This is a genomic window from Calothrix sp. FACHB-168, assembly GCF_963889195.1.
GTDB lineage: Bacteria > Cyanobacteriota > Cyanobacteriia > Cyanobacteriales > Nostocaceae > Aulosira > Aulosira anomala_A.
The window spans coordinates 122,221-144,103 of the sequence record NZ_CAWPNJ010000041.1; the positions used below are offsets into that span (position 1 = coordinate 122,221).

The following is a 21,883-nucleotide window of genomic DNA, read 5'->3' on the forward strand; positions in this document are numbered from 1 at the left end:
TTTCTGCTCTCATAGTTGTGAGAAACTATTACTCAGCACTGAGGATTTAAAACTAAATTTTGGTACAAAAATTGTGGGTGTTAAGTTAGGAATACTGGGATTAGGTACTGTAGGGGCGGGTACTGTACAGTTGTTACAGGATGCGACTGGGCGTCACCCGTTATTGGAAGAACTAGAAATATATCGGGTAGGAGTGCGATCGCTTGATAAACCACGAGCGGTTGAACTACCAGCAGGTATAATTACTACAGATTTAGAATCAATTGTTAACGATCCGGCTGTAGATATAGTAGTTGAAGTCATGGGGGGATTGGAACCAGCGCGATCGCTGATTCTCCAAGCGCTGAAAAACGGTAAGCATGTCGTCACCGCTAACAAAGCTGCGATCGCGCGTTTTGGCAACGAAATCTTCACAACTGCTAATGAAGCTGGCGTTTATGTCATGCTAGAAGCCGCAGTTGGTGGTGGTATTCCGGTAATTCAACCCCTAAAGCAGTCTTTAAGCGTCAACCGCATCCACACAGTTACAGGTATTGTTAACGGTACTACTAACTATATCCTGACGCGGATGCAACAAGAAGGTAGCAATTTTGAGGATGTGTTAGCTGACGCTCAAAGATTGGGCTATGCTGAAGCCGATCCGACTGCTGATGTCGATGGTTTAGATGCTGGCGATAAAATTGCGATTTTAGCTTCCTTAGCCTTTGGGGGACGGATTCACCTCCAAGATGTTTATTGTGAAGGAATTCGCCAAGTTAGCAAAACAGATATAGCCTATGCTGAAAAATTAGGCTTTGTGATTAAATTATTAGCGATCGCCAAACTTCACGGACAGGATACTTCAAAGCTATCTGTGAGAGTTCATCCCACCCTTTTACCCAAAGCGCACCCCTTAGCTAGTATCAACGGCGTGTATAATGCTATACTAGTAGAAGGCGAACCAATCGGACAAGTCATGTTTTTTGGCCCTGGTGCGGGTGCGGGTGCAACGGCGAGTGCGGTATCATCTGATATTTTAAATTTAACCGCCACACTCAAAACTAAAACAGCCAGCGAGACAAAACCCAATCCTTTGTTAGCTTGTAGACATCAAGATTACTGTCAAATAGCACCCATATCCGAACTAGTCACTCGTTTTTATACCCGCTTCCTCACCAAGGATCAATCAGGGGTAATTGGTAAACTAGGTACTTGCTTTGGTAATTATGGCGTCAGCTTAGAATCAGTAGTACAAACTGGTTTTCAAGGCGATTTAGCAGAGATTGTTGTTGTTACCCATGATGTTAAAGAAGGTGATTTTCGCCAAGCTTTAACAGAGATACATAACTTGGAAGCAATAGATAGCATTCCCAGCTTGCTGCGCGTACTCTAATCCTATAGCTAGTAGGGTGCGTTATCACGAAGTGTAACGCACCACATTCTTTATAAAACAACAAAAAGCCAGACACATTAATATACTCTAGAGGGTGGGCATTGCCCACTGGTGTCAACTTAACGTGAAACCCGCTCTTGTGCAAGGTTTCGCCCTCACCCCCAGCCCCTCTCCCACCGGGAGAGGGGAGCAAGAGATTCAATTCCCCTTCTCCCTGGGGGAGAAGGGGTTAGGGGATGAGGGCGCGAAGGTTTTTGTACAACACGCGCCGTATATAGCTTTTAGCTTAAGTTGACACGTAGGGGCATTGCCATGCCCCTACAATCTATAGCATTCTTATTTGAAATTGGTATAATTAACCGATTGTTAAAAATTTCGTTACAAGCAGCTAAATAAATTATCGCAACTGAAATTCATCAAACTTAATTACTTCAGAATCTGGTTTGCGCGTATCAAATCGATAACTGCTAACTGTACCTGTTCCCGTATCGAAAATACTAAAAACTGTGATGTCATTACTGGCAATATATGGCATCGGTTTCCCATCTTCGCCTAACAAAGGGGCGATATTTGGTACTATTGGTTCTAAACCATTAGGATCGCCTAATTTAACATATTCTTCTTGATAACTATCAGGCACTTCTCGCTTTCTATCACCCCAAGCTGCACCGTAAGAGTTACCAACATTTGATGTTTCTAAAAAATGCATTCCTTTAGGACTAACGAAGCGATTCCACAGGTGAGAATGCCCATATAAAACAAATTGTACATTGGCAGATTCTAATAAAGGAATAACATCACGAATAATATAATCATTATTTTTAGGATATTCGTAACGTACTGCTTGAATATTACCAATATCATCCCGTTCAATTATCTGCACTGGATCGGTGTAAGCAGGGACAATGTTATCACCTAAAGTATGGGGTGGATGATGAAACATTACTACTTTATATTTCGCTTGTTTAAATTCATCGCTATTAAGTTCTGCTGCTAGCCAATTATATTGCTGGCTACCTTTAGCAATAGGCTCATAAATAAACTGTCCATAGCCCCAATTTTCAGGATGATTTAAATCTGTCGCTGCTTCTTGATATCTACCTCTATATGGTGAATCTAATTTAGGATTGCGCCATATATTTGTAATGTATAAAACTACCAAACGTACATCACCAAAGCTAACAGCATAATATCGCTTTCCGCCTGTTTTACTAGTTGGCAGAGTAAAAATTTCTTCGTAAGTATCGGTATTATAAGAATTATCTTTTAAAGATTTACCATTATATAATTTTTGCGCAACTGCACGGGGAAATGAATCATTAAATTCATCGTCTAAACTTTCCAGCCGTTGAAATCTTCCCATGACTTCATGATTGCCAATGCAAGGAAATATTGGTGCATGTTGAATAATTTGTCCGCCATTGTAGGTTTTGCTAACACCATCGTCAGTCATTGTATAGTTAGCGCGTCCTTGCAAAGCAGGAAAGAACGCACCACCCCGATTATCATCAAACCATTCAGAAGCGCGATCGCTAATATTCACTAAATCCCCAGCAAACCAAACTGCGTCTACTCTTCCTACCGTTTCCACTACCTTTTGCAGATTGGCGGCTGTCATCGGTTTAAGTTGATGATCTGAGGTGAGTAAAATCTTTAAAGGTGTCCCCGGTTTAGGGTTAGGCGCAAGGGTAAATACATCGCTGCTGACACTTTCTCCATCTTCTCGCCAGCTATTTACACGATAATTTACCCGCACATCAGCAATTAATCCCGTTATTTCCGCTTCATGTCGCCAAATATCACGGTTAACAGTTTGCTGATAAACTTGGCTATTTGCAGTTTGGTTACCTACACGCGATCGCACATCCTCTCTAGTGCGACTGAGTTTAATTGTACTTGCCCTTGCCGTCTTGGCTAAATTTTCACCATAATTAACTGTATGTTGACTACCTGCAAACTCTGTAAACCAAACCACCCGCACTGAGTTTTCTGTTGGTAGCTGCAAAAATGGATCTGTCAGCAATTGCGGCGCTGATGTCATAATTGTTTCCCCAAATGAACGCACATTTACCAGGGTAAAGCATACAGTCAGTATAAATAATAGGACTAAGCCTAATATTTTTTTACGGCGTCTAAGACCTTTGAGCATGAGTAATCCAGCAACTTTGGCCAGGTTGTTAGTTGATTTTATTGAATAACATCCTTAACATTTTGTGCCAGTTTTTTATCACATTAAATTTGTCAAGCTAAAATTATACAAAATTAGCTAAGATTACCCTAATGCTAGAACAAATACATTATAGATTTGGATAAATCATAAATATATATGCATCAAATTTGACTTAGCAATCATCTTAAGAAATAATAAACACGTAAATATAGTTTGTTAATCTTCAAACATTTTAGAGATTGTCAATCTACAAATTTCTTTAAGTAGATAATTTCCGACAAAATTATGTTAGAAAAAAGAACCAGGCGTGATTTTTTAATTACCAGCGTGGCTGTAGCTAGCACTGTTGTAGGAGCGCATACAGTACAAAAGCAAATTTCCCATGCTGCTCAATCACCAACAGCAATGCCAGAAAGAATATTAGGACGTACAGGCGTCAAAGTTCCTATCTTTGGCTTGGGAGGTGCGGGTACACAAACACCACTCGATAAAAAAGATAAAGAAGCTGAAGCTTTAGCAATTATTGAAAGAGCAGTTGAACTCGGTATTCGTTATTTTGACACGGCTGCTAGGTACGGGCCGAATGAAACTTATTTGGGAAAAGTACTGCCATCCTACCGCCAAAACATATTTTTAGCTAGTAAAACTTATGAAAAAGAGAGAGATGGGGTATGGCGACAATTAGAACGTTCTCTGAAACGCCTCAAGACAGATTATTTAGACTTGTGGCAGTTGCATAGCGTTGCTTTACCCGAACATCTTGAAAAAATGTTTGGCACAAATGGTGCAATTAAAGCTTTAGAAGAAGCTCAAGAACAAAAAGTTGTCCGGTTTGTTGGTCTTACAGGACACCACGAACCAGATGTAATAGTTGAAGCTATAAATCGCTACTCCTTCCATACTGCGCTGATTCCGGTAAATGCAGCAGACAAACACCATCCGCGTCCTTACTTTCCTGTAGTGCTACCATTAGCACAGCAAAAAAATATGGGCGTCATCGCCATGAAAGTACCAGCTTACGGTAAGTTATTCCAAGCAGATGCTTTGAACGGAATGCAGCAAGCAATGGGTTATGCTCTATCCCAGCCAGGTGTAACTTGTTGCGTGATTTCCGTAGATAATGTGAAGCAATTAGAAGAAAATGTCAAGGTGGCTCGTGCTTTTGAGCAACTGAGCAATCAACAACTAGCAGCTATTGAACAACGCACAGCCCATATTTGGCAAGACAGCACCTTCTACCGTGCTTGGACTTAATACAGGTGCAGCAATTAGTTATACAAATCCATAGATAATTTAACTTAGCCGAACATCAAATATAAATTTCCGGCGAGAATATTTATTGTGAAGAAATATTCCTTACCAATAGTTGCGTGGGTTTTCTTAGTTGGTATTTTGACTTTACAGCACAGCAACGCCAACAGCCTAAGCAGTCTACAAACTATCATGAGCAACAACGCCCAATTGGAAAGGTTATCCAGTGGCTTTAGGTTTATAGAAGGGCCTGTTTGGGATCGACGCGGGTTTTTACTGTTTAGTGATATCCCTGCAAATACAATATATAAATGGACTCCTGACGGTAAAATTCATATATTCCGTCATCCATCTGGTAATGCTAACGGTAATACAATAGATCGCCAGGGAAACTTAATTACTGCTGAACATGACCGTCGTTTAATACGTACTCAAAATGACGGTAGGATCGTTTCTTTAGCTGAACGTTACCAAGGCAAGCGATTAAATAGTCCTAACGACGTTGTAGTTAAGTCAGATGGTAGCATTTACTTTACTGACCCTCCCTATGGCATCAGTAAAGAAAAGGAAGAACTCGGATTTTATGGAATTTATCGGCTGTCATCAGATGGAAATCTCACTTTGCTGACCAAGGAGATGATACGTCCTAACGGATTAGCTTTCTCTCCAGATGAGAAAAAACTCTATGTCAGCGATTCTGAAAAAAATCATATCCAGGTATTCCAGGTTAACTCAGATGGGACATTGAGTAATGGACAAATCTTTGCAGAGTTACTTAATCCGAAAGCGAAAAGCGTACCAGATGGGATAAAAGTAGATATAAAAGGCAATGTTTATATTGCTGCTTCCGAAGGGGTGATCATTTTTTCCCCATCAGGAAAGCTGTTAGGCAAAATTTTTGTACCAGAGGCGGTAACTAATTTGGCTTGGGGAGATCAAGACTATAAAACGCTTTACATTACAGCCAGTAAAAGTCTATACCGTATTCGCCTCAATGTAGCAGGTATAAAACCAGGTTAACCAGCTTTGCCTTAATTCACAACAATAACAGTTTTGCAGAATTCAGTTCGGGGTTTTTCGTCTAGCCTTTATAATTGATGCCTAATTGCAATTATCCTCTGCTTCTATGACTCCTGCTCCTAACCAAGTTTATCCAATTATCTGGCACAACGATTCAGTATCGCTGATTGACCAAACTCGCTTACCCAATGAGTATGCTTTTGTAGAAATTCACCGCAGTGAAGATATGGCTTTAGCAATCACAACGATGATTGTTAGAGGTGCGCCAGCGATTGGTGTCGCCGCAGCCTATGGTATTTATCTTGGTGCGAGGGAGATTGAAACCGACAACCGCAATGATTTTTTACAACGCTTAGAACAAGTCGCTCAATTGTTGCGTTCTACTCGTCCGACGGCGGTAAATTTATTTTGGGCGATTAGTCGGATGATGAGAACAGCCTATGAAAGTATCGGCACAGTCGCAGAACTCAAACAAACGCTGTTAGAAACTGCCCAAACTATCCACGCTGAAGATTTACAAACTTGTCAAGCGATTGGTGATAATGGTTTAGCAGTTTTACCCAAAACCCCCGAAAAGCTGACAATTTTGACTCACTGTAACGCTGGTGCATTAGCAACTGCTGGTTATGGTACTGCTTTAGGTGTGGTGCGTTCTGCTTGGCGAGAAGGAAGATTAGCGCGGGTGTTTGCTGACGAAACTCGTCCCCGGTTACAAGGTGCAAAACTCACGGCTTGGGAATGCGTGCAAGAAGGGATTCCCGTGACTGTAATAACTGATAATATGGCAGCCCATTGCATGAAACAAGGTTTAATTCATGCTGTAGTTGTGGGTGCAGATAGAATTGCTGCTAATGGCGATACTGCTAATAAGATAGGTACATATAGTGTGGCGATCGCAGCTAAAGCACATAATATTCCTTTTTTTGTCGCTGCGCCTCTATCTACCGTTGATTTTGCCTTAACCGATGGTAGCCAAATCCCCATTGAAGAACGCAATCCGCAAGAAATTTATCAAGTAGGCGATACCAGACTCACACCGGAAGGGGTGGAATTTTATAATCCCGCTTTTGATGTTACCCCAGCAGAATTAATTACAGCCATCATTACAGAACATGGCGCATTTGCTCCTAGTGAATTAGCAAAATCTCAGCCCAAGCAGGTAGTTTAAAATACAAGCTTAAATACCTGTACAATTTTGGTCATCTCATCTTAAGCCATTTGATGAGAAGTTGTATAAGATGGACTGATCGATCGCCGATGAATGTGAAAACATAAGTCGCATCTTTCTCGATCAAAATTGGAGAATACATGAACAAAAGATTTGTCCTGTCTTTGCTTTCTTCGCCAGCGCTGTTTGCTTCTATGCTATCTATGGTGATGATGACCAAACCAGCACATGGTAGTCAAACAGTTAGCCCAGCTGGTACTCATTTATCTTGTGTACGTTCCCCCCACTCAGCAGAGACTAAACAGGTATGTATACAAGTTGATAATACTGTTCCTCCCCCCAAGCAAGAGATAACAGTAGCGCAAGTACAATCACCCAATCAACCTGCTGAACTAGAATTCACCGATGCGGAAAGTGATGAAGCCATCAAGTTATTTGGTTGTGATTGCCCAATTTGTATTAATGCTGTACGTCAATTACATGGTTTAGCACCTATGCCTGTTTAGTAATTCGTAATTCGTAATTCGTAATTACTTTGCTAATTAATCCTTGGTGTTTTTGATCATACAATTTCTACTGAAAAAGTTAATTATAGCTGTAGTCACATAGGTTAGAACATCTTGAAAGCGTAAATACTAGGATTAGCAATAGTTTTACCTTCTGCCTTCTGCCTTCTGCCTTCTGCCTTTTGCTATAAGACAATTGTTGGTAACTTGGTATTGAACGCAAAAAAGCCAGAGATAAAGAATCTCTAGCTTAATTTAATGGTTATAGACAAAAGAGTAGGTGAAATCAGCTAACAACCTAGATTCTGCCGAGGTTATGCAGCCCTAAGATAATACCCGCGCCTAAAATATGACCGAAAGCGGTGGTAGCAAGTAATGCAGGTGCGCCGAAGCCACCAAATAAATTAGGTGAGGGCAAAGCAGGGCCGACGCTGGGATACTTGATGGTAGATTTGCCAAAGGCGATCGCAATAATATTCGCGATAATCATGATAATCCCAACGGTAGGACTCCATTGTAGGGTTGTGGGCACAGTGGAAGCAGCTAATAAGGTTGAAGTAAGCAACTGTTTCGCTCCTAAAACTTGTTGATCGTTTAGCAATATGATCTGAATATTTGCCAACCAATTTCAAGAAATCACACTACTTTTGCAGCAATATTTAACGATTATTCTCAATACTTAACTTTTACAGTTGTACTGCGGCGCTGGTTTTGTGTATATCCCCCCTTTCCAGCAGCCTTGAGGAATTCTCTGTCAGAGTACCTGCTATACTCTAGGACATCAAAGTTTTTTCAATCCGGCGATCGGGAATGAGCCACATAATCGCCACGAGAACGTAGAATGCAAAGGCTATCCAGGAATTAACAAAAGACAGGGGAATAGCGATCGCATAACATACCAGTGAGATTTTACCTTTGATGTCTCGACCAATAGCGATCGCTAAAGTAGAATCCTTACCGTGATGATTGATTAGAACTACTGTGAGAATGTAATAAGCGATCGCGCAAAACAACAATACCGTACCATAAAGAGCGATCGGCCAAGCAGAAACATGGTTTTCACCCATCCAGCCAGTCACAAAGGGAATGAGCGACAACCAAAATAGCAAATGCAGATTAGCCCAAAGAATTCTGCCATTCACATGTCTGACAGCTTGCCATAAATGATGGTGATTATTCCAGATAGACTTTAACCCGGAAAATACTAGAAATAACTAGTAAAAACTGTGTATTAGGCGCTATCTTGCCTGTCTCTGGTTAATCAACCAGAGATTGTTTTTAGGAAAATATTAATACTTCCATTAACATCCCTATCAACTTTATGTCCACAATTAGGACAATTAAAGATTTTAGACCCACCTAGCTTTTTATGAACATGCCCACATTTTGAACAAGTTTTACTAGTGTATTCTTCACTCACTTCTATCACTTGACTACCTCTTTTAGCCGCTTGATGTTTAAGTCTCTGCTTAAATCGGTAATGTGCCCAAGATAGCATGTTTCTTGCCGTCTTGTTTGTGATTTTTCTTTGGGCTTTATACACCATGTCTGACGATTCAAAATGAGGAATGATAATCTGAGAATAATTAGATGTTAAAAAGCAAGCTACTTTTTTATGACATTCATCTACTAGATTTTTAATTTTTATTCTAGTTTGCTGTGCTACTTTTCTCAAATTAAATCTTTTTCGCTTATTGTCTTTTCCTTTTGCTTGAGCAATTTGCGATTGCAAACTATCTAAACGCCTACAAAGATTGACAATTCGTGAAATAGCTCCTTTGCCTAATTCAAAAACTTTATTGCCATCAAATCCAGTTAAAAATGTTCTTACACCAGGATCTAAAGCAATCGCTTGATTGTTTGCATTGCTACATTTAGCATCTTCAATCGTGTAAGTTATAAACCATCTACCTCTATCTAAGACTATGTTAAAGTCGCTAGGAATGACATCAGGAATAATTTCACTTGCATTAATTTTTAAGTCAATAATTTTGATTCCCTCATCAGTTTTATGTGTTGGATATGTAGTCCCTTTTTTCCAATTATCTGATTGTAATTTAAAAGACAATACCGGATGACGACAACTTCTAAATTTAGGAGTTAGCTTATTTTCTTTTTTTGTCTTTTTAAATGCAGCATGAGCATCAATAATGGCTGCACCACGAAGATTAAAAGGTGTTGAATTTACCCATTCAGGAATCTTCAACATAATGATTTTTCTTAAGTCATAGGCACTTGGTAGTTTTAATCCATCTTTGTAGCAATCGCGCATGTAAGCCATTGCTTTGTTGTAACAATACCTGCTTGAAGCTATCCATCTACGCCAAACTGTTTTTAATTTAGCTTCTGGGTAAAGTCTTATCTTCTTTGATTTGAGATTTGTATTTTCTGAGTCCGTACAGCCTGCAACTGAAGACATGAACGATTGCAAGTATGTCTTCCACCATTTCTCTTTCTGGACTAAGTTCTGTGTTGTTGCAAACCACGAGTTCTGTATCGTTGAGTTCACAAATCCATTTAATAAGGTCAAATCCGAATCTTGCAAGTCTGTCTTTGTGTCCAACCACAAGTTGTTGGACATCTCCTGACATAATTCGTTCCAAAATGCCTTTAAATTGTTTTCTTTTGTAGTTGAGTCCTGATCCGATTTCTTTGATAACTTCGTTTTTAACACCATGTTAGGACACTTTTATAGAAAATTCTAGAAATTACAAGGTATTTATGTTTTTATTATTCACAGTAGATGCCAATATAAATAAAACTCAGCACATAACTCAAAAATACCGGAATCAACGGACGCAGCGCGGCTAAATCAGCACCATGCGGTACCTTGAGTTCTAGCACCATAATTGTGATGATAATCGCCAACACGCCATCACTGAACGCTTCTAATCTCCCCTTCCCCATCGGTTACGCGCTCCTGTTGTGCTTAATTTTAAGTCTGTTGTCTGTACTTTAACTACATAGAATCCCAAAATAATTCTAATATTCGTTGTTGCACTCTTTCTCTAACTAATCCTGATTCACCAGATAATCCATCAGATAACATCTCATATATTAATGGTACGCCCAATTCTAACTCTTCTAAAACTGTGCGCTGGCTAAATACATCTTGGGGTTTACCTTCTAACATCAGTTGTCCTTTATCCATGACAAACACCCAATCTGCCCACCGATAAACTAAATCTAAATCATGAGTAGCCATGATTAAAGTAGTTCCGTCTCGCTGAATTTTTTTGAGAGTTGCTATCAAATTACGAGTATGTTTAACATCTAAATAGGCAGTAGGCTCATCTAATACTAACAGTTCGGGTTTTAGTACCATGACATCTGCTATAGAAACTCGCTTCTTTTGTCCTAAACTCAGATGATGTACTGGTCTTTCGGCTAAATTAGTAAGTTCAAATTCAATTAATGCTTGCTCTACTCGCTGTTGAATTTCCGATACTGGCAACCCCAAATTACACAAACCGTAAGATATATCTTCTTCCACAGTAGAAGCAACTAGTTGTTGTTCTGGATCTTGAAAGATCAATCCCACTTTTTGTCTTAATTTTTGCAGATAATTTCGATTATAATTTAATGGCTCACCACGCCAACGGACAATCCCCGAATTAGGTTTATATAAACCATTAGCTAATAAGAATAATGTGGTTTTTCCACAACCATTCTGACCAATTAAGGCACATCTTTTACCTAAGGGAATTTTTAAGCTTACACCATTCAAAGCTGATTGTTGTGCCCCAGAATAAGTGTAATATACCTGCTCAAATTCGAGTAAATATTCCTGCATTTCGCCAAAAATCTAATCCTATTAATAATAAACAACCAAAAATAGCTTCGATAATATACCGTAGTTGAGGACGATAGCGATGGGGATGCCAAACTCGAAATTCACTCACAAAACCCCGTGCTTCCAATCCGAGAGAAAACTGACTGTATCGTTGTAAGGTTCGCTGTAGTAGTTGTCCGATGAGTATTGCTAAACTTTTCATCCCGATAGCCAGATTGCCATAGCCACCACGAGAATTTTGTGCTATCCACAATTCATTGGCTGTGTTCAATAGAATAAAAATAAACCGATACATGAGTAATAATAAATCGGTTAAAAGCACTGGAAATTTTAAGTATCGGAGAGTTCGTAATATTTCGATGAAAGGGACAGTTAGCATGAGAAAATATAAGCAAGAAACAGAAGCTAATGCTCTAGTGAAAATTCCCCATGCTTGAATCGTGCCACTATGACTGATATAAATATAGAAGTTTCCGATAGTTAGTCCATACCAAGCATCTAATTTGACGCTTTGCAAATTAGAAAGCGCCACTCCATTTACTATGAGGGCTGGTAAACTTGTCAAACAAAAAACTATGGTGAACATGAATAACCGAAAATAAACACCAGCCGGAATTTTGGCATAAATCACTATCCAAATACTCAGCCAAATTACTATTAAAATTTGTACTAATGAATGGCTGGCGAGGGAAATAGCCAGGGTAGTAAATGCAAAAATCAGTTTATGTTCTGGTGGCAGGCTGCGCAGTCGGTTAGTATAAGCTAAAGTATCTATTTGCAGGCTCATTCTTCAGGCTTTTGTTGTTGGGAACGTCCTTTATATAAACCAATTGCATAACCAACAACTCCAGCACCCAAAGCTGCTTGTGAGGCAAATAATAGACTTTCTATTTCTTTACTAGCGGGTTCAAACAATGATTGAAACCAGGGTTTATATTCAGGTTGGATTTCACTAATTACTTTTTCAGCTTCACCATCAGCACCACTAAATTCACCACCACGGACAAAGATTAAGGGTGCAATTGCTAAGGCTAATACAGCTACTACCAACAGCCAATTACTTAACCCTTTTTTAGACTGATTCATTGCCATTTCCCCGTTTGATTAATTGTAATAGTTCCAATTCTTGAGGATTATAAGATTGCAGCCAGTTCCACACCAATACTGTTAGCAATCCTTCACTAATTGCTAAGGGAACTTGCGTGATGGCAAAAATGCCGGCGAACTTGGTAAATGAAGCGATGAAGCCGCCAACCGGTGCAGGAAAAGCTAGGGCAAGTTGGATAGAAGTGATAATGTAGGTGAGTAAATCTGCGATCGCAGCTGCTAAAAATAGAGCGATTTTATCTTTAGCACCAAACTTAATTGTTAAATTATATATCCAGTAAGCGGCAAATGGCCCGGCGATCGCCATCGAAAAAGCATTTGCACCCAATGTTGTCAAGCCGCCATGTGCCAGTAACAAAGCTTGAAACAACAATACTAAGCTACCCAAAACCGACATAGCAAGGGGGCCAAACAGCACCGCACCTAACCCCGTACCCGTAGGATGAGAACAGCTACCCGTGACGGAAGGAATTTTTAAAGCCGACAGCACAAAAGCAAAAGCACCAGCCAAGGCTAGTAATAGTTTTAATTGCGGGTTAGCTTGGGTAATGCGAGTCAAACTACGCAATCCAAAGATAAAAAACGGTAATGCCACAACCCACCAAAAAACTGCCCACTGCACTGGTAAAAAACCTTCCATAATGTGCATGGCGTATGCGGGTTTGGGTAAACCAACTACCAGATAAAAACTGATAACTACCATCAGGGTTAGACTAACTAACGCCTGTTTTCTGTTCATAATCTGTACCTCGCAGATCTATGTAAACGAATTGATTCTAACCGGCGGGCATCCTGACTCACCTATTTCGGGTTCACAGTTGCGGGACAGCGCCGGATTTTCACCGGACTTTCCCCCTTGCGTCCGATGGCTGACACCCATCAGAACCGATTAGAGTAACTATATCACCGTTGTCAAAAAAACCTGATTATTGATGAGAGTTTTTTGACATGAGAGAAATTCAACAATAAATCTTTACTTGCAAATCCCAATAGGTAAGCTTCGGGAAATGCTCAATGCTTTACTAAACTTTACTCACCCACTCTAATGACGGCTTACGCTGGGATTTTACACAATCTTGTAAATAAAGATTGATGAGACTTTGATAGGAAATACCAGTTTCTTCAGCTAGAGCTTTGAAATAATCAACCACATCTTCTTCAAGCCGAATTGTTACCTGCTTTTTCAGCTTTTTAATGTATGGATTCTTAACAGACTGAGAGAAATCGTACTCTTGTTTCATAAGGAAAAGGGAAATGCTCATAACAAACGCGATCGCACTCTAGATAAATTACACTCAAGGGAAGACCGATTTATTTGCCAGTCCTGTTATGTCTTCTTCTACAGACTCTTTACCACCTGCTTTAGCTAAGATTGTTCAGCGCTTTCAACGTGCTACCGATCCGAAGCGGCGCTACGAACAATTGATTTGGTACGCGCAAAAACTCCCAGAATTCCCGGAAGCTGACAAGACACCCGAAAATAAAGTCCCTGGTTGCGTATCTCAGGTTTATGTCACCGCCAGCTTGGATGATGGAAAGGTGAAATTTCAAGGCGATTCGGATTCGCAGTTAACTAAGGGATTGGTAGCGCTGTTAATTGAAGGTTTAAATGGTTCGTCGCCTACAGAAATTGTCCAACTCGCACCAGATTTTATCCAAGCTACTGGTTTAAATGTTAGTCTGACACCTTCCCGCGCTAACGGTTTTTATAACATTTTTAAAACTATGCAGAAAAAAGCGTTGGAATGTAAATTAGAACAGTAGTAGTGAGTGCCGAGTAAAAACTCATGTCTACCAATTTATTATCAACTGAGAGCGCTGTTGGCTTTGGTGGAGTAGTTAAAGAATTTGTCTGGAATTGGGAAAATAAACCATTAAAGGTAGTATACGAAACCCTTGGTCATGGTTCTCCCTTATTACTACTCCCTGCTTTTAGTAGCGTGTCCACCCGTGAAGAAATGGGCGAATTGGCGAGGTTACTAGCGCCACATTTTCAAGTCGTCGCTGTAGATTGGCCTGGTTTTGGCGAATCTTCGCGACTGAGTTTAGATTACCGTCCTGAGATATATCAGCAATTTTTAGCAGATTTTGTTAACTCTGTGTTTAATACAGCAATTAACGTCATAGCAGCCGGTCATGCGGCTAGTTACGTTTTGCAATTAGCTGTTAAACAACCTGCTAGTTTTCACAAAATTGTCTTAACGGCTCCCACATGGCGGGGGCCTTTACCTACAATGGGCGCAAGTTCGCAAATTGCGGGTATAGTGAGAGGATTAGTGCGATCGCCTATTGTGGGTCAAATTCTCTACAAACTCAATACCCTACCATCTTTCTTAAATTGGATGTACCGTCGCCATGTGTTTGTAGATGCGGCTAGGTTAACACCCAGTTTTATGGACAAGAAATGGCAAACTACCCAAAAACCAGGAGCGCGATTTGCTTCTGCGGCTTTTGTCACTGGTAATATTGATGCGGTACACGAACAATCTGATTTTCTGGCATTAGTGAAATCCCTATCTGTACCACTAATGATTGTCATTGCAGAATCGAGTCCGCCAAAATCCAAAGCCGAAATGGAAGCGATCGCGGCTTTACCTGGAGTGCGCAGCGTTGTTCTTCCTGGTTCCTTGGGACTTCATGAAGAATACCCCGCAGAAGTTCTCGAAGCTGTCTCACCTTTTTTAATCTAATTTAAGAGTCAACAGTCAAGAGTCAACAGTCAAGAGTCCAAGATATAGTTAGTTGAGCATTGACCATTAACCATTAACCATTAACCATTGACCATTGACTATTGACTATTGACTATTGACCATTGACAGCTAAACTCAACTATTCTGTAACAGTAGCTTTTGCTGCTAATTGTAGTCTGGGATCTGGCATAAATGTATATCTGAGATACAAGCCACCCCAAACAAACAAGGCTATAAGCAACGCACCAATACCTATCGGACTAGGAAGCCAGAATAGTACTTCTATATGGTTTAATTCCCCGGTTTTTAGCTTCCAGACGAGTTGATTGTTGATTTTTTCTGGCTCAATGGCGTTTTCCGCGATCGCTAAATTTTTCGCTCCGAAGGGAGTTGTTAAGCTAAAATCCAAATCGAGAATTGAACCCGTATTTGATAAAACATTACCATTGCTGGCGATTAACGAGAGCGATCGCAAATCCAAATCATAAATTAAGCGATTCCTGACTAATAGTAAAAAGTTGTTTTCTTCTATGAGCAAGTTAGATTCAATTTTTGGTAATTCTGAATTTGCTTCATTTTCTCCAGGTTCAGCCTTTTGATTAACGTGGGAATTAAAAAAATTGTTGAACTTTTCTTGTAATTCCTGCCCATTATTAAAGGGAATTGAGACAATTATTTCTTCTTGAGAAATCCTACTGCTTTTTCCTTCTAATTTCCGCGCCCGACGTTCTATGCTATCCAACCATTCATATACATAGTCGCCGCTAAAACTAGTCAGTCTTTCCCCTAGTTTAATGTGCTGCACAAATTCGCCATGATTGGAGTGGTCAAAATTTACGCCTACGTCATACTTTACGCAACCAGTTAACAGCAAAGATGTTAATAAGACAAACCATAAAATCGGTTTAGGAATTTTGCCGTTCCGACTGTTGCGTTGCTTAGGAAAATTACGGTTATTCGACTTGTAAGTAGCAGTTTTTGTAAATAATTCTTGCTTTTGCCATACAAAACTTAACGGTCTAATTAACCTTGCCAAAATCTTTCTTAAATACAACCAATTCATGACTATAAATCTCCGAAAAGCGCGAATATTTAACCAATCTTTACTTGTAACCTTTGCTAGGGTTGATGTAAAGAAAGTTTTTCTTAAAAACTCAACCAAACCAAGTAAGAAAGGATGAATCCGATCACAATTAACCCTAACCAGATAAAGCGATTATCCTGTGTATTGACCTGACTGAGATCGACAAATTCCGGTTCTGGAGATTTTTTATTAGTATTAGAAGTTGAGCGAGGTTTGAGCGTGACACGAGTTTGGGTGTCATTATCTGGTAATTTACCCAAGTCAGGAATTTCCGTCATCCATTCACTCGGTCTTTTCAGCTTTGGTGCTTTTAAGATGTAAAGTAAATGCCGAGCTTGTTTGTTAATTTCTAAGTAGGGATGACGCTTGAGTTTTTCACAAAGTGCGATCGCATCTTCACCTCTCCCAGCCGCTTCATAAGCTGTTACTAACCAAATATCTACTTCACCCCCAAGCTTAGTATTACGAGACACAAGGGCGCTAGCTTTCTCTAGATTCTCTACAGCTTCTCGATATTGCCCGTTTTCAAAAGCAACTCTTCCAACTTGGTAGTGAGATTTAGCAATTTCTAAACTTTCAGTATTCACGTTCTACACACAAATCATTACTGCCTTAATTTATTGTGCCAATGCGAGCAGTTTTTGGGAAATTGGGTATGGGGCATCCCTTCGGCTTCGCTCAGGGCGAGTGGGCATTGGGCATTGGGCATGGGTATAAAAAACTCTACCCATGAGGGGATAAAATTTTTGAGTGTGGGGAATATAAAAGATTTTACGGGGCGACTATTCCTATCTAGCTACAAGAGGATGAAGTTTCCCGTCAGTTTCAAGAATTATGTCAAAAATGCTGGTAGAGGAATTTTTTCCAGTAAGTGTAGTAAAAAGTGTAATTAAAAATTCTTGTTTATCAAATTTTTGAGGTATAAAAATATGCATAATAGCAAGAATTGGCAAAAGACTTGGTTAGGCGCAGGTGCAACGCTAGCATTGTTGGGCGCTGCAATTGCCCCAGCTTCTGCCCAATCGGTGATTATTATTTATGGCGATACACAACCAGGGGTAAGTTCGTATGATTACGGTAACTCGATAGTAACTCCTATACCTATAAATCGGGTATATAAGCACCCTGGTAACAGAGGTAATTATTATCGCCGTCGCGGTGACGATAACTATCGTAGAACTACCATTTATTCCTATCCTCCCTACCCGCAAACTATTATCAATCCTAGTGTCACCTATCCGAATATGGTGCATCCGATGTTTCGTAACCAGCCGTTGAGAAATCCTGTATTCGATCAGCGTCCTGATTATCAACCAAATTATCGGCAATTTAGAGGGCGATCGCGCTCCATTTTGTTATACCCGCGTTAAATTTGTCAAATCTGGTTTTTCCTCTGCGCCTCTGCGTTCTCTGCGGTTAAAAAGGAATTAATTGAACCACAGAGACGCAGCGAAAAGTCTGAGCGGAGGTTTCCTCTGATCAGAACTTTTCAAGACAGAGAACACAGAGATAAGAGATTAAAAAAACTTAGACACACTCTGCTAATCTTAACTATCTTGGCGTCCTTGGCGTCTTGGCGGTTCAATACAATTAAATTTTATATCTATTACCAACACTACTGACTATTAACCATCGTCACAATGGTAGATAAGGGTACTTCTGCAAAATACGCTCGTTGAAATTGTTCCTCACGCACAGCTGCTAAAAATTTAGCAATCGCCGCATCAGCCTGTGTAGGTGGGGTTCCCCCATTCGCCGTATTTTTCACCTCTTGACTAATGTGTAAATAACGGTCTTGGCGCTGTACTGTAAACCCTAAATATCTTAAAGCCTTAAGTCCCAATAATAAAGTTTGGTCGCCAATACCAAGTTTTCCTAAAAGTTGCACGCGGGTAACTAGTTGATTAGTGCGATTGAGATATTTAGCAATTCCCACTAGAGTCAGCCAAATTTCGTTAGGTGATTGTTGATTGGGTTTATTCCATGCGATCGCTAATTGTTGATTATTATAAAGACATCGCTTCCACCAAGCGCGTAAATCATCCCAGCTTGTCGGACATTCTGCCACAACTACGGTTGGTTGCTGATTACTTAATTCTGATTTTTCTTGATTGCGCCAGTCTAATATTAAATCTGAGTTGTGAGTGGTAAATACAGAATCAACACTCGGACGCACAGCAATTAACCGAATTTCATAGCGTTTCTTAAAAGTGTTATAGTCCAACTCGGCTATACAATCACACCTACCTATGGGTAATTCGTCTTTGTAATGTCCCCACCAAATCCCCGGAAAAGCGTTTCTGGTGGAATCATCCCGGATATCAAACTCGGTTTTAATATATTGTACTTTTTTCCCTTGCGCATCCTGTTGATTGCGATGCCAAGCATTTTCAAACCAGCAATTTTTAATCAACAATTTAGGAACAGGGTTACCCATTCCGCAAGGTTCTAATATTTTCAATTCTAAAAATAAATCTTTGCCTAAATCTGCAACGGTGACGGTGATATCTGCTTGAATTGTCGCCGTGAGAGTTTTACCTCCTAATGATTGGCGTAACCTTTGGTTAATCGCTTGGGAAAATAACGGAATATTTTCCACTACCATACTCAACCCAGCCGCAAAGGGATGTCCGCCAAACCGATGTAATAAATGTGCTTGGTCTTTTACTAGTTGGTATAAATCAACAGAATTGATGGAACGGGCGGAACCACGGGCGAGAGGCTGGGGGATAGTTGCTGTTTCATCTTCTGGGGGGACTTCTGTACTTAATAAAATTGTGGGTTTGCCTGTTTCCTGAGCTACTTGTCCGGCGACTAAACCCAGTACGCCGACAGGCCATTGGGCATCTGCTAAAACGATCGCACTTGTGGTAGATAAATCTAATTGACTCAGCTTTTGTGCTACTTGATTTTGTACGTCTTTCTGTAAAGACTTACGGCGGGCGTTGGCTAATTCTGTGTCTTCTGCGAGTTCGCTACATCGTTTGATATCGCGGCTTGTGAGTAATTCCACGCAAAATCTCGCATCGCCTTGTATCCGACTCACAGCGTTAATGCGCGGCCCCAAACCAAAGGAAATATCTGTAGGGCGATCGCCACTTTTCTGACACAATTCTAATAATCTCCCCACACCTGGGCGTCGTCTCGCTGTGGGCGGTTGTTTAAAATCTTCTTGTAAACGTTGAATTCCTAACTGAGCTAAATAGCGACAATCACCGCTTAACTGTACTAAATCAGCAATTAACCCTACCGCTACTAAATCTAATAAATCTTCTAAAGGCTGTTGTGGGACATCAGGCAAACTTTGATAAAATGCTTCTACCAGCTTGTAAGCTACCGCCACCCCAGAAAGATTATATAGACGATGTTCCTGAGGTAAATTGCGGGGGTTAATAATTGCAATAACTGGCGGGCGTTCTGCTGGTAAAGTGTGATGATCGGTAACGATGACATCAATACCTAATTTTCGGGCATAAATAATTTCATCAATATTTGTACTGCCTGTATCGCAGGTGACAATTAAAGTACAACCTTGTTGTTCTAAATTATCAATACCCGCATTATTGAGTCCGTGGGATTCCTTGAGGCGATTGGGAATGTAGTAACTTAACTGGGAATTTTGCGCGAAAAATTGCCCTAACCCATCCCAAAGCACAGAAGTAGAGGTAATTCCATCAGCATCAAAATCACCCCAAATAGCCACTTTTTCACCAGCATTCCGGGCTAATTTCAACCGAGAAACAGCTAAATGCATTTCTTCCCCAAATTCAAAGGGGCTAGCTGGTTGATAAGCTTTATAGTTAACAAACCCTTCTAATTGCGATTTATCTTTTATACCCCGTTGCCATAATAATTGTGCTGCATACAATCCACTTGATGCCGGAGTATACTTTTTCACAGCTTGGATAAACCACTCTGGCGGTTGTTCAGTTGCGGCTAAAGTCCACTGCATGATTTAAATTCAAAATTCAAAATTCAAAATTCAAAATTCAAAATTAATATATTTCCCATGCCCAATGCCCCATGCCCTATTCATCATTAATAATTAAATCTATCTGCGGTTCATTAACTAGGGGATTGAGGACTACTTCATTAGAAAATCCTTCAGGTTTACGGCTACGAATAGCAGCAGGACGCGATCGCCTGTAACCTGCTCTTTCAGCTTTTTGATGTTCATAATCTATCAGTCTGCCATAATGTGGGTGCTTACTGAGATTCATCGACAAGAAAATATGTTGACGGATATTACCAAAGCCTTTGCGGTTAAAAAACTTAACTGCTGGCGTGTTAGTCGGATCTGTATCTACCAACATAAACCGCGCGCCATCTTCAATCATTCGGGCGACAACTTTATCAACTAACTTATCTGCAACTCCCTTACGTTGAAACTGGGGATTCACTCCTAACCAGAGAATATATCCATAAGTCCAAGAAGCTTTGGTAATAATAGTTCCTAAAATAAATCCAGCTAATTCACCATCAATTTCTGCCACCAAGCAATATTCGGGATCTGTATTGTAAAGTCCAATAACTTCCCATTCATCCCAAGTTCTATATAAATAAGGATATAACTCGCTGGTAAATAATTGTTCACCTAAATGGTAAACATCAGCGATATCATCAATTCCTAAATCACGCACATAAACGGCGTCTTGATCGTCAATGTTGGTCATAATAGTCATTTGTCATTTGTCATTTGTCAGAGACGCGATGAATCGCGTCTGTACAATTGTCTTTCTTGCCCCCTGCCCCCTGCCCCCTGCCTCCTCACAATGCTACTTCTTTTATACTGGCAAGGTTGGGCAATAAATCGCTTTCGGGTTCGCTGGCTTGAGTGCGATCGCATCGGGTGGAAAATTGACAATAGGTACAGGCTTTATTTCCTAGTGGGAGTTGGGGAAATAATTCTTTTTGTTGGTAACGTTCTAACCAATAAGTTAAATCGTTTAATAGTTCCTTCAGTTCGTTGGCAGTTCTTTGGTGTTGAGCAGAATTGTAATTAAATTTAATATTTTGCGGTTTACCTTCCGATTGGACAAACCAATAAGTCATAGAAATATTTTCTGGCAAATATTCGCTAGTTTCCGCCAAAACATAGAGATAAAGCCTTGTTTGCCAATTTTTTTCTAACTTACTTTTATGGGGTGGTTTGGGGTAAGTTTTCCAATCGAGAATTTGCGCTGTTTGTTTATCGGCAATTAATAAGTCATAAACAACCGTCAGCAAATAGTTTTGCACTTGCAGAGTCCGAAAATGTTCGCTTTCGCGGAAGGTTTGGCTATCAGTCGCAGGTGCTAAAATTTCCGGTGCAGCAGCAGCAAAGGCTGACATCCAACTTTGGAGTTGGGTATCTGCTTGTAAAAAACTCTGAATTGGTAAACCCATTTCTCGCTGCTGCATCAACAGGTGGAAGCGGCTACCTAAAGTTTGCCGTTCTTCATGTTGCGGATCTACGGGAGAATTGAGGTTTTCTAAATAGGTATGTTGAAATTGACGGGGACAACGTTCTAGTAAATTGAGTTGTCCTTGGGATATACGTAATAATTGGGTGGGAGTTGACAGCATTATTCTATTTTAGAAGCTACATTTTATTTCAGCTAAATGAGGGGTAAGGGCATGGCACTGCTGATTGGTGTCAACTTAAGGCGAAACCCGCTTGGTTGCAAGGTTTTGCCCTCACCCCCAGCCCCTCTCCCTCTCTGAGAGGGGAGCAAGAGATTCA

The 21,883-nt window shown here is 40.3% G+C and carries 23 protein-coding genes, 1 pseudogene and 1 riboswitch; of the genes and pseudogenes, 8 read left to right on the top strand and 16 right to left on the bottom strand.

What is annotated here, in order from left to right:
• The first annotated feature begins 73 nt into the window (after positions 1-73).
• Positions 74-1,372: a homoserine dehydrogenase gene (locus AACW45_RS23735; RefSeq protein WP_190628958.1), complete on the top strand. Its 1,299-nt coding sequence runs from the start codon at positions 74-76 to the stop codon at positions 1,370-1,372.
• A 397-nt stretch (positions 1,373-1,769) separates the two neighbouring features.
• Here AACW45_RS23735 and AACW45_RS23740 read toward each other — a convergent pair whose 3' ends face one another.
• Positions 1,770-3,413: a purple acid phosphatase family protein gene (locus AACW45_RS23740; RefSeq protein WP_242045532.1), complete on the bottom strand. Its 1,644-nt coding sequence runs from the start codon at positions 3,411-3,413 to the stop codon at positions 1,770-1,772.
• Positions 3,414-3,827: 414 nt separating this feature from the next.
• On the opposite strand from AACW45_RS23740, the gene AACW45_RS23745 reads away from it, so the two are divergent.
• From AACW45_RS23745 to AACW45_RS23760, 4 genes are all read left to right on the top strand, one after another.
• Positions 3,828-4,796 (top strand): aldo/keto reductase, encoded by a 969-nt coding sequence (locus AACW45_RS23745; RefSeq protein ID WP_190628961.1) that lies wholly within the window; start codon positions 3,828-3,830, stop codon positions 4,794-4,796.
• 189 nt (positions 4,797-4,985) lie between these two features.
• A complete protein-coding gene (locus AACW45_RS23750; RefSeq protein ID WP_190628963.1) occupies positions 4,986-5,813 on the top strand; it encodes an SMP-30/gluconolactonase/LRE family protein in 828 nt (275 codons plus the stop codon).
• A 106-nt stretch (positions 5,814-5,919) separates the two neighbouring features.
• Entirely contained in the window at positions 5,920-6,981 is a 1,062-nt protein-coding gene (gene mtnA, locus AACW45_RS23755) for an S-methyl-5-thioribose-1-phosphate isomerase (RefSeq protein WP_190628964.1), read from the top strand.
• A 140-nt stretch (positions 6,982-7,121) separates the two neighbouring features.
• A complete protein-coding gene (locus tag AACW45_RS23760; protein WP_190628966.1) occupies positions 7,122-7,487 on the top strand; it encodes a hypothetical protein in 366 nt (121 codons plus the stop codon).
• A 298-nt stretch (positions 7,488-7,785) separates the two neighbouring features.
• Here the strand turns inward: AACW45_RS23760 and psaK are convergent, their stop codons facing one another.
• The 10 genes and pseudogenes from psaK to AACW45_RS23810 all read right to left on the bottom strand — a co-directional run bounded on the left by psaK (position 7,786) and on the right by AACW45_RS23810 (position 13,628).
• The gene (psaK, locus tag AACW45_RS23765) at positions 7,786-8,052 is read right to left on the bottom strand and encodes a photosystem I reaction center subunit PsaK (protein ID WP_190542943.1); all 267 of its coding nucleotides are present in this window, start codon (positions 8,050-8,052) and stop codon (positions 7,786-7,788) included.
• A gap of 208 nt (positions 8,053-8,260) precedes the next feature.
• A pseudogene (locus AACW45_RS23770) lies at positions 8,261-8,683 on the bottom strand (TMEM175 family protein); the annotation flags it as partial.
• A gap of 65 nt (positions 8,684-8,748) precedes the next feature.
• Positions 8,749-9,906, bottom strand: coding sequence for an RNA-guided endonuclease InsQ/TnpB family protein (locus AACW45_RS23775; protein ID WP_190628969.1), 1,158 nt, complete (start codon positions 9,904-9,906; stop codon positions 8,749-8,751).
• Positions 9,827-10,144, bottom strand: a complete 318-nt coding sequence (locus AACW45_RS23780; RefSeq protein ID WP_190629265.1) for an IS607 family transposase — start codon at positions 10,142-10,144, stop codon at positions 9,827-9,829. The genes AACW45_RS23775 and AACW45_RS23780 overlap by 80 nt, the downstream gene beginning before the upstream one ends.
• 73 nt (positions 10,145-10,217) lie before the next feature.
• Positions 10,218-10,394: a TMEM175 family protein gene (locus tag AACW45_RS23785; RefSeq protein ID WP_190628971.1), complete on the bottom strand. Its 177-nt coding sequence runs from the start codon at positions 10,392-10,394 to the stop codon at positions 10,218-10,220.
• A gap of 52 nt (positions 10,395-10,446) precedes the next feature.
• Positions 10,447-11,280, bottom strand: coding sequence for an energy-coupling factor ABC transporter ATP-binding protein (locus AACW45_RS23790; protein ID WP_190628973.1), 834 nt, complete (start codon positions 11,278-11,280; stop codon positions 10,447-10,449).
• Entirely contained in the window at positions 11,255-12,067 is an 813-nt protein-coding gene (gene cbiQ / locus AACW45_RS23795) for a cobalt ECF transporter T component CbiQ (RefSeq protein WP_190628974.1), read from the bottom strand. The genes AACW45_RS23790 and cbiQ overlap by 26 nt, the downstream gene beginning before the upstream one ends.
• On the bottom strand, positions 12,064-12,366 hold the full coding sequence (locus AACW45_RS23800; protein ID WP_190628976.1) for an energy-coupling factor ABC transporter substrate-binding protein: 303 nt from the start codon (positions 12,364-12,366) through the stop codon (positions 12,064-12,066). Before AACW45_RS23800 ends, cbiQ begins: the two co-directional genes overlap by 4 nt.
• Positions 12,353-13,126 (bottom strand): energy-coupling factor ABC transporter permease, encoded by a 774-nt coding sequence (locus AACW45_RS23805; RefSeq protein WP_190628978.1) that lies wholly within the window; start codon positions 13,124-13,126, stop codon positions 12,353-12,355. The genes AACW45_RS23800 and AACW45_RS23805 overlap by 14 nt, the downstream gene beginning before the upstream one ends.
• Positions 13,127-13,152: 26 nt before the next feature.
• Positions 13,153-13,292, bottom strand: a riboswitch (cobalamin riboswitch).
• A gap of 117 nt (positions 13,293-13,409) precedes the next feature.
• A complete protein-coding gene (locus AACW45_RS23810; protein ID WP_190628980.1) occupies positions 13,410-13,628 on the bottom strand; it encodes a DUF6364 family protein in 219 nt (72 codons plus the stop codon).
• 88 nt (positions 13,629-13,716) lie between these two features.
• On the opposite strand from AACW45_RS23810, the gene AACW45_RS23815 reads away from it, so the two are divergent.
• Positions 13,717-14,151: a SufE family protein gene (locus tag AACW45_RS23815; RefSeq protein ID WP_190628982.1), complete on the top strand. Its 435-nt coding sequence runs from the start codon at positions 13,717-13,719 to the stop codon at positions 14,149-14,151.
• A 23-nt stretch (positions 14,152-14,174) separates the two neighbouring features.
• Positions 14,175-15,077 (top strand): alpha/beta fold hydrolase, encoded by a 903-nt coding sequence (locus AACW45_RS23820; protein WP_190628984.1) that lies wholly within the window; start codon positions 14,175-14,177, stop codon positions 15,075-15,077.
• Between the two features lie 139 nt (positions 15,078-15,216).
• Here the strand turns inward: AACW45_RS23820 and AACW45_RS23825 are convergent, their stop codons facing one another.
• Together AACW45_RS23825 and AACW45_RS23830 are read right to left on the bottom strand one after the other, a co-directional pair.
• Positions 15,217-16,140: a DUF3153 domain-containing protein gene (locus tag AACW45_RS23825; protein WP_190628986.1), complete on the bottom strand. Its 924-nt coding sequence runs from the start codon at positions 16,138-16,140 to the stop codon at positions 15,217-15,219.
• Between the two features lie 83 nt (positions 16,141-16,223).
• On the bottom strand, positions 16,224-16,748 hold the full coding sequence (locus AACW45_RS23830; protein ID WP_190628988.1) for a tetratricopeptide repeat protein: 525 nt from the start codon (positions 16,746-16,748) through the stop codon (positions 16,224-16,226).
• 342 nt (positions 16,749-17,090) lie between these two features.
• On the opposite strand from AACW45_RS23830, the gene AACW45_RS23835 reads away from it, so the two are divergent.
• Entirely contained in the window at positions 17,091-17,531 is a 441-nt protein-coding gene (locus AACW45_RS23835) for a hypothetical protein (RefSeq protein ID WP_190628990.1), read from the top strand.
• 245 nt (positions 17,532-17,776) lie between these two features.
• On the opposite strand, the gene recJ is transcribed toward AACW45_RS23835, so the two are convergent.
• The 3 genes from recJ to AACW45_RS23850 all read right to left on the bottom strand — a co-directional run bounded on the left by recJ (position 17,777) and on the right by AACW45_RS23850 (position 21,726).
• Positions 17,777-20,113 carry a single-stranded-DNA-specific exonuclease RecJ gene (recJ, locus tag AACW45_RS23840; protein ID WP_190628992.1) on the bottom strand — a complete coding sequence of 779 codons (2,337 nt, stop codon included), beginning with the start codon at positions 20,111-20,113 and terminating at the stop codon, positions 17,777-17,779.
• Between the two features lie 76 nt (positions 20,114-20,189).
• Positions 20,190-20,834: a GNAT family N-acetyltransferase gene (locus tag AACW45_RS23845; RefSeq protein ID WP_190629267.1), complete on the bottom strand. Its 645-nt coding sequence runs from the start codon at positions 20,832-20,834 to the stop codon at positions 20,190-20,192.
• Between the two features lie 94 nt (positions 20,835-20,928).
• Positions 20,929-21,726, bottom strand: coding sequence for a PD-(D/E)XK nuclease family protein (locus tag AACW45_RS23850; protein ID WP_190628995.1), 798 nt, complete (start codon positions 21,724-21,726; stop codon positions 20,929-20,931).
• Positions 21,727-21,883 lie beyond the last annotated feature (157 nt).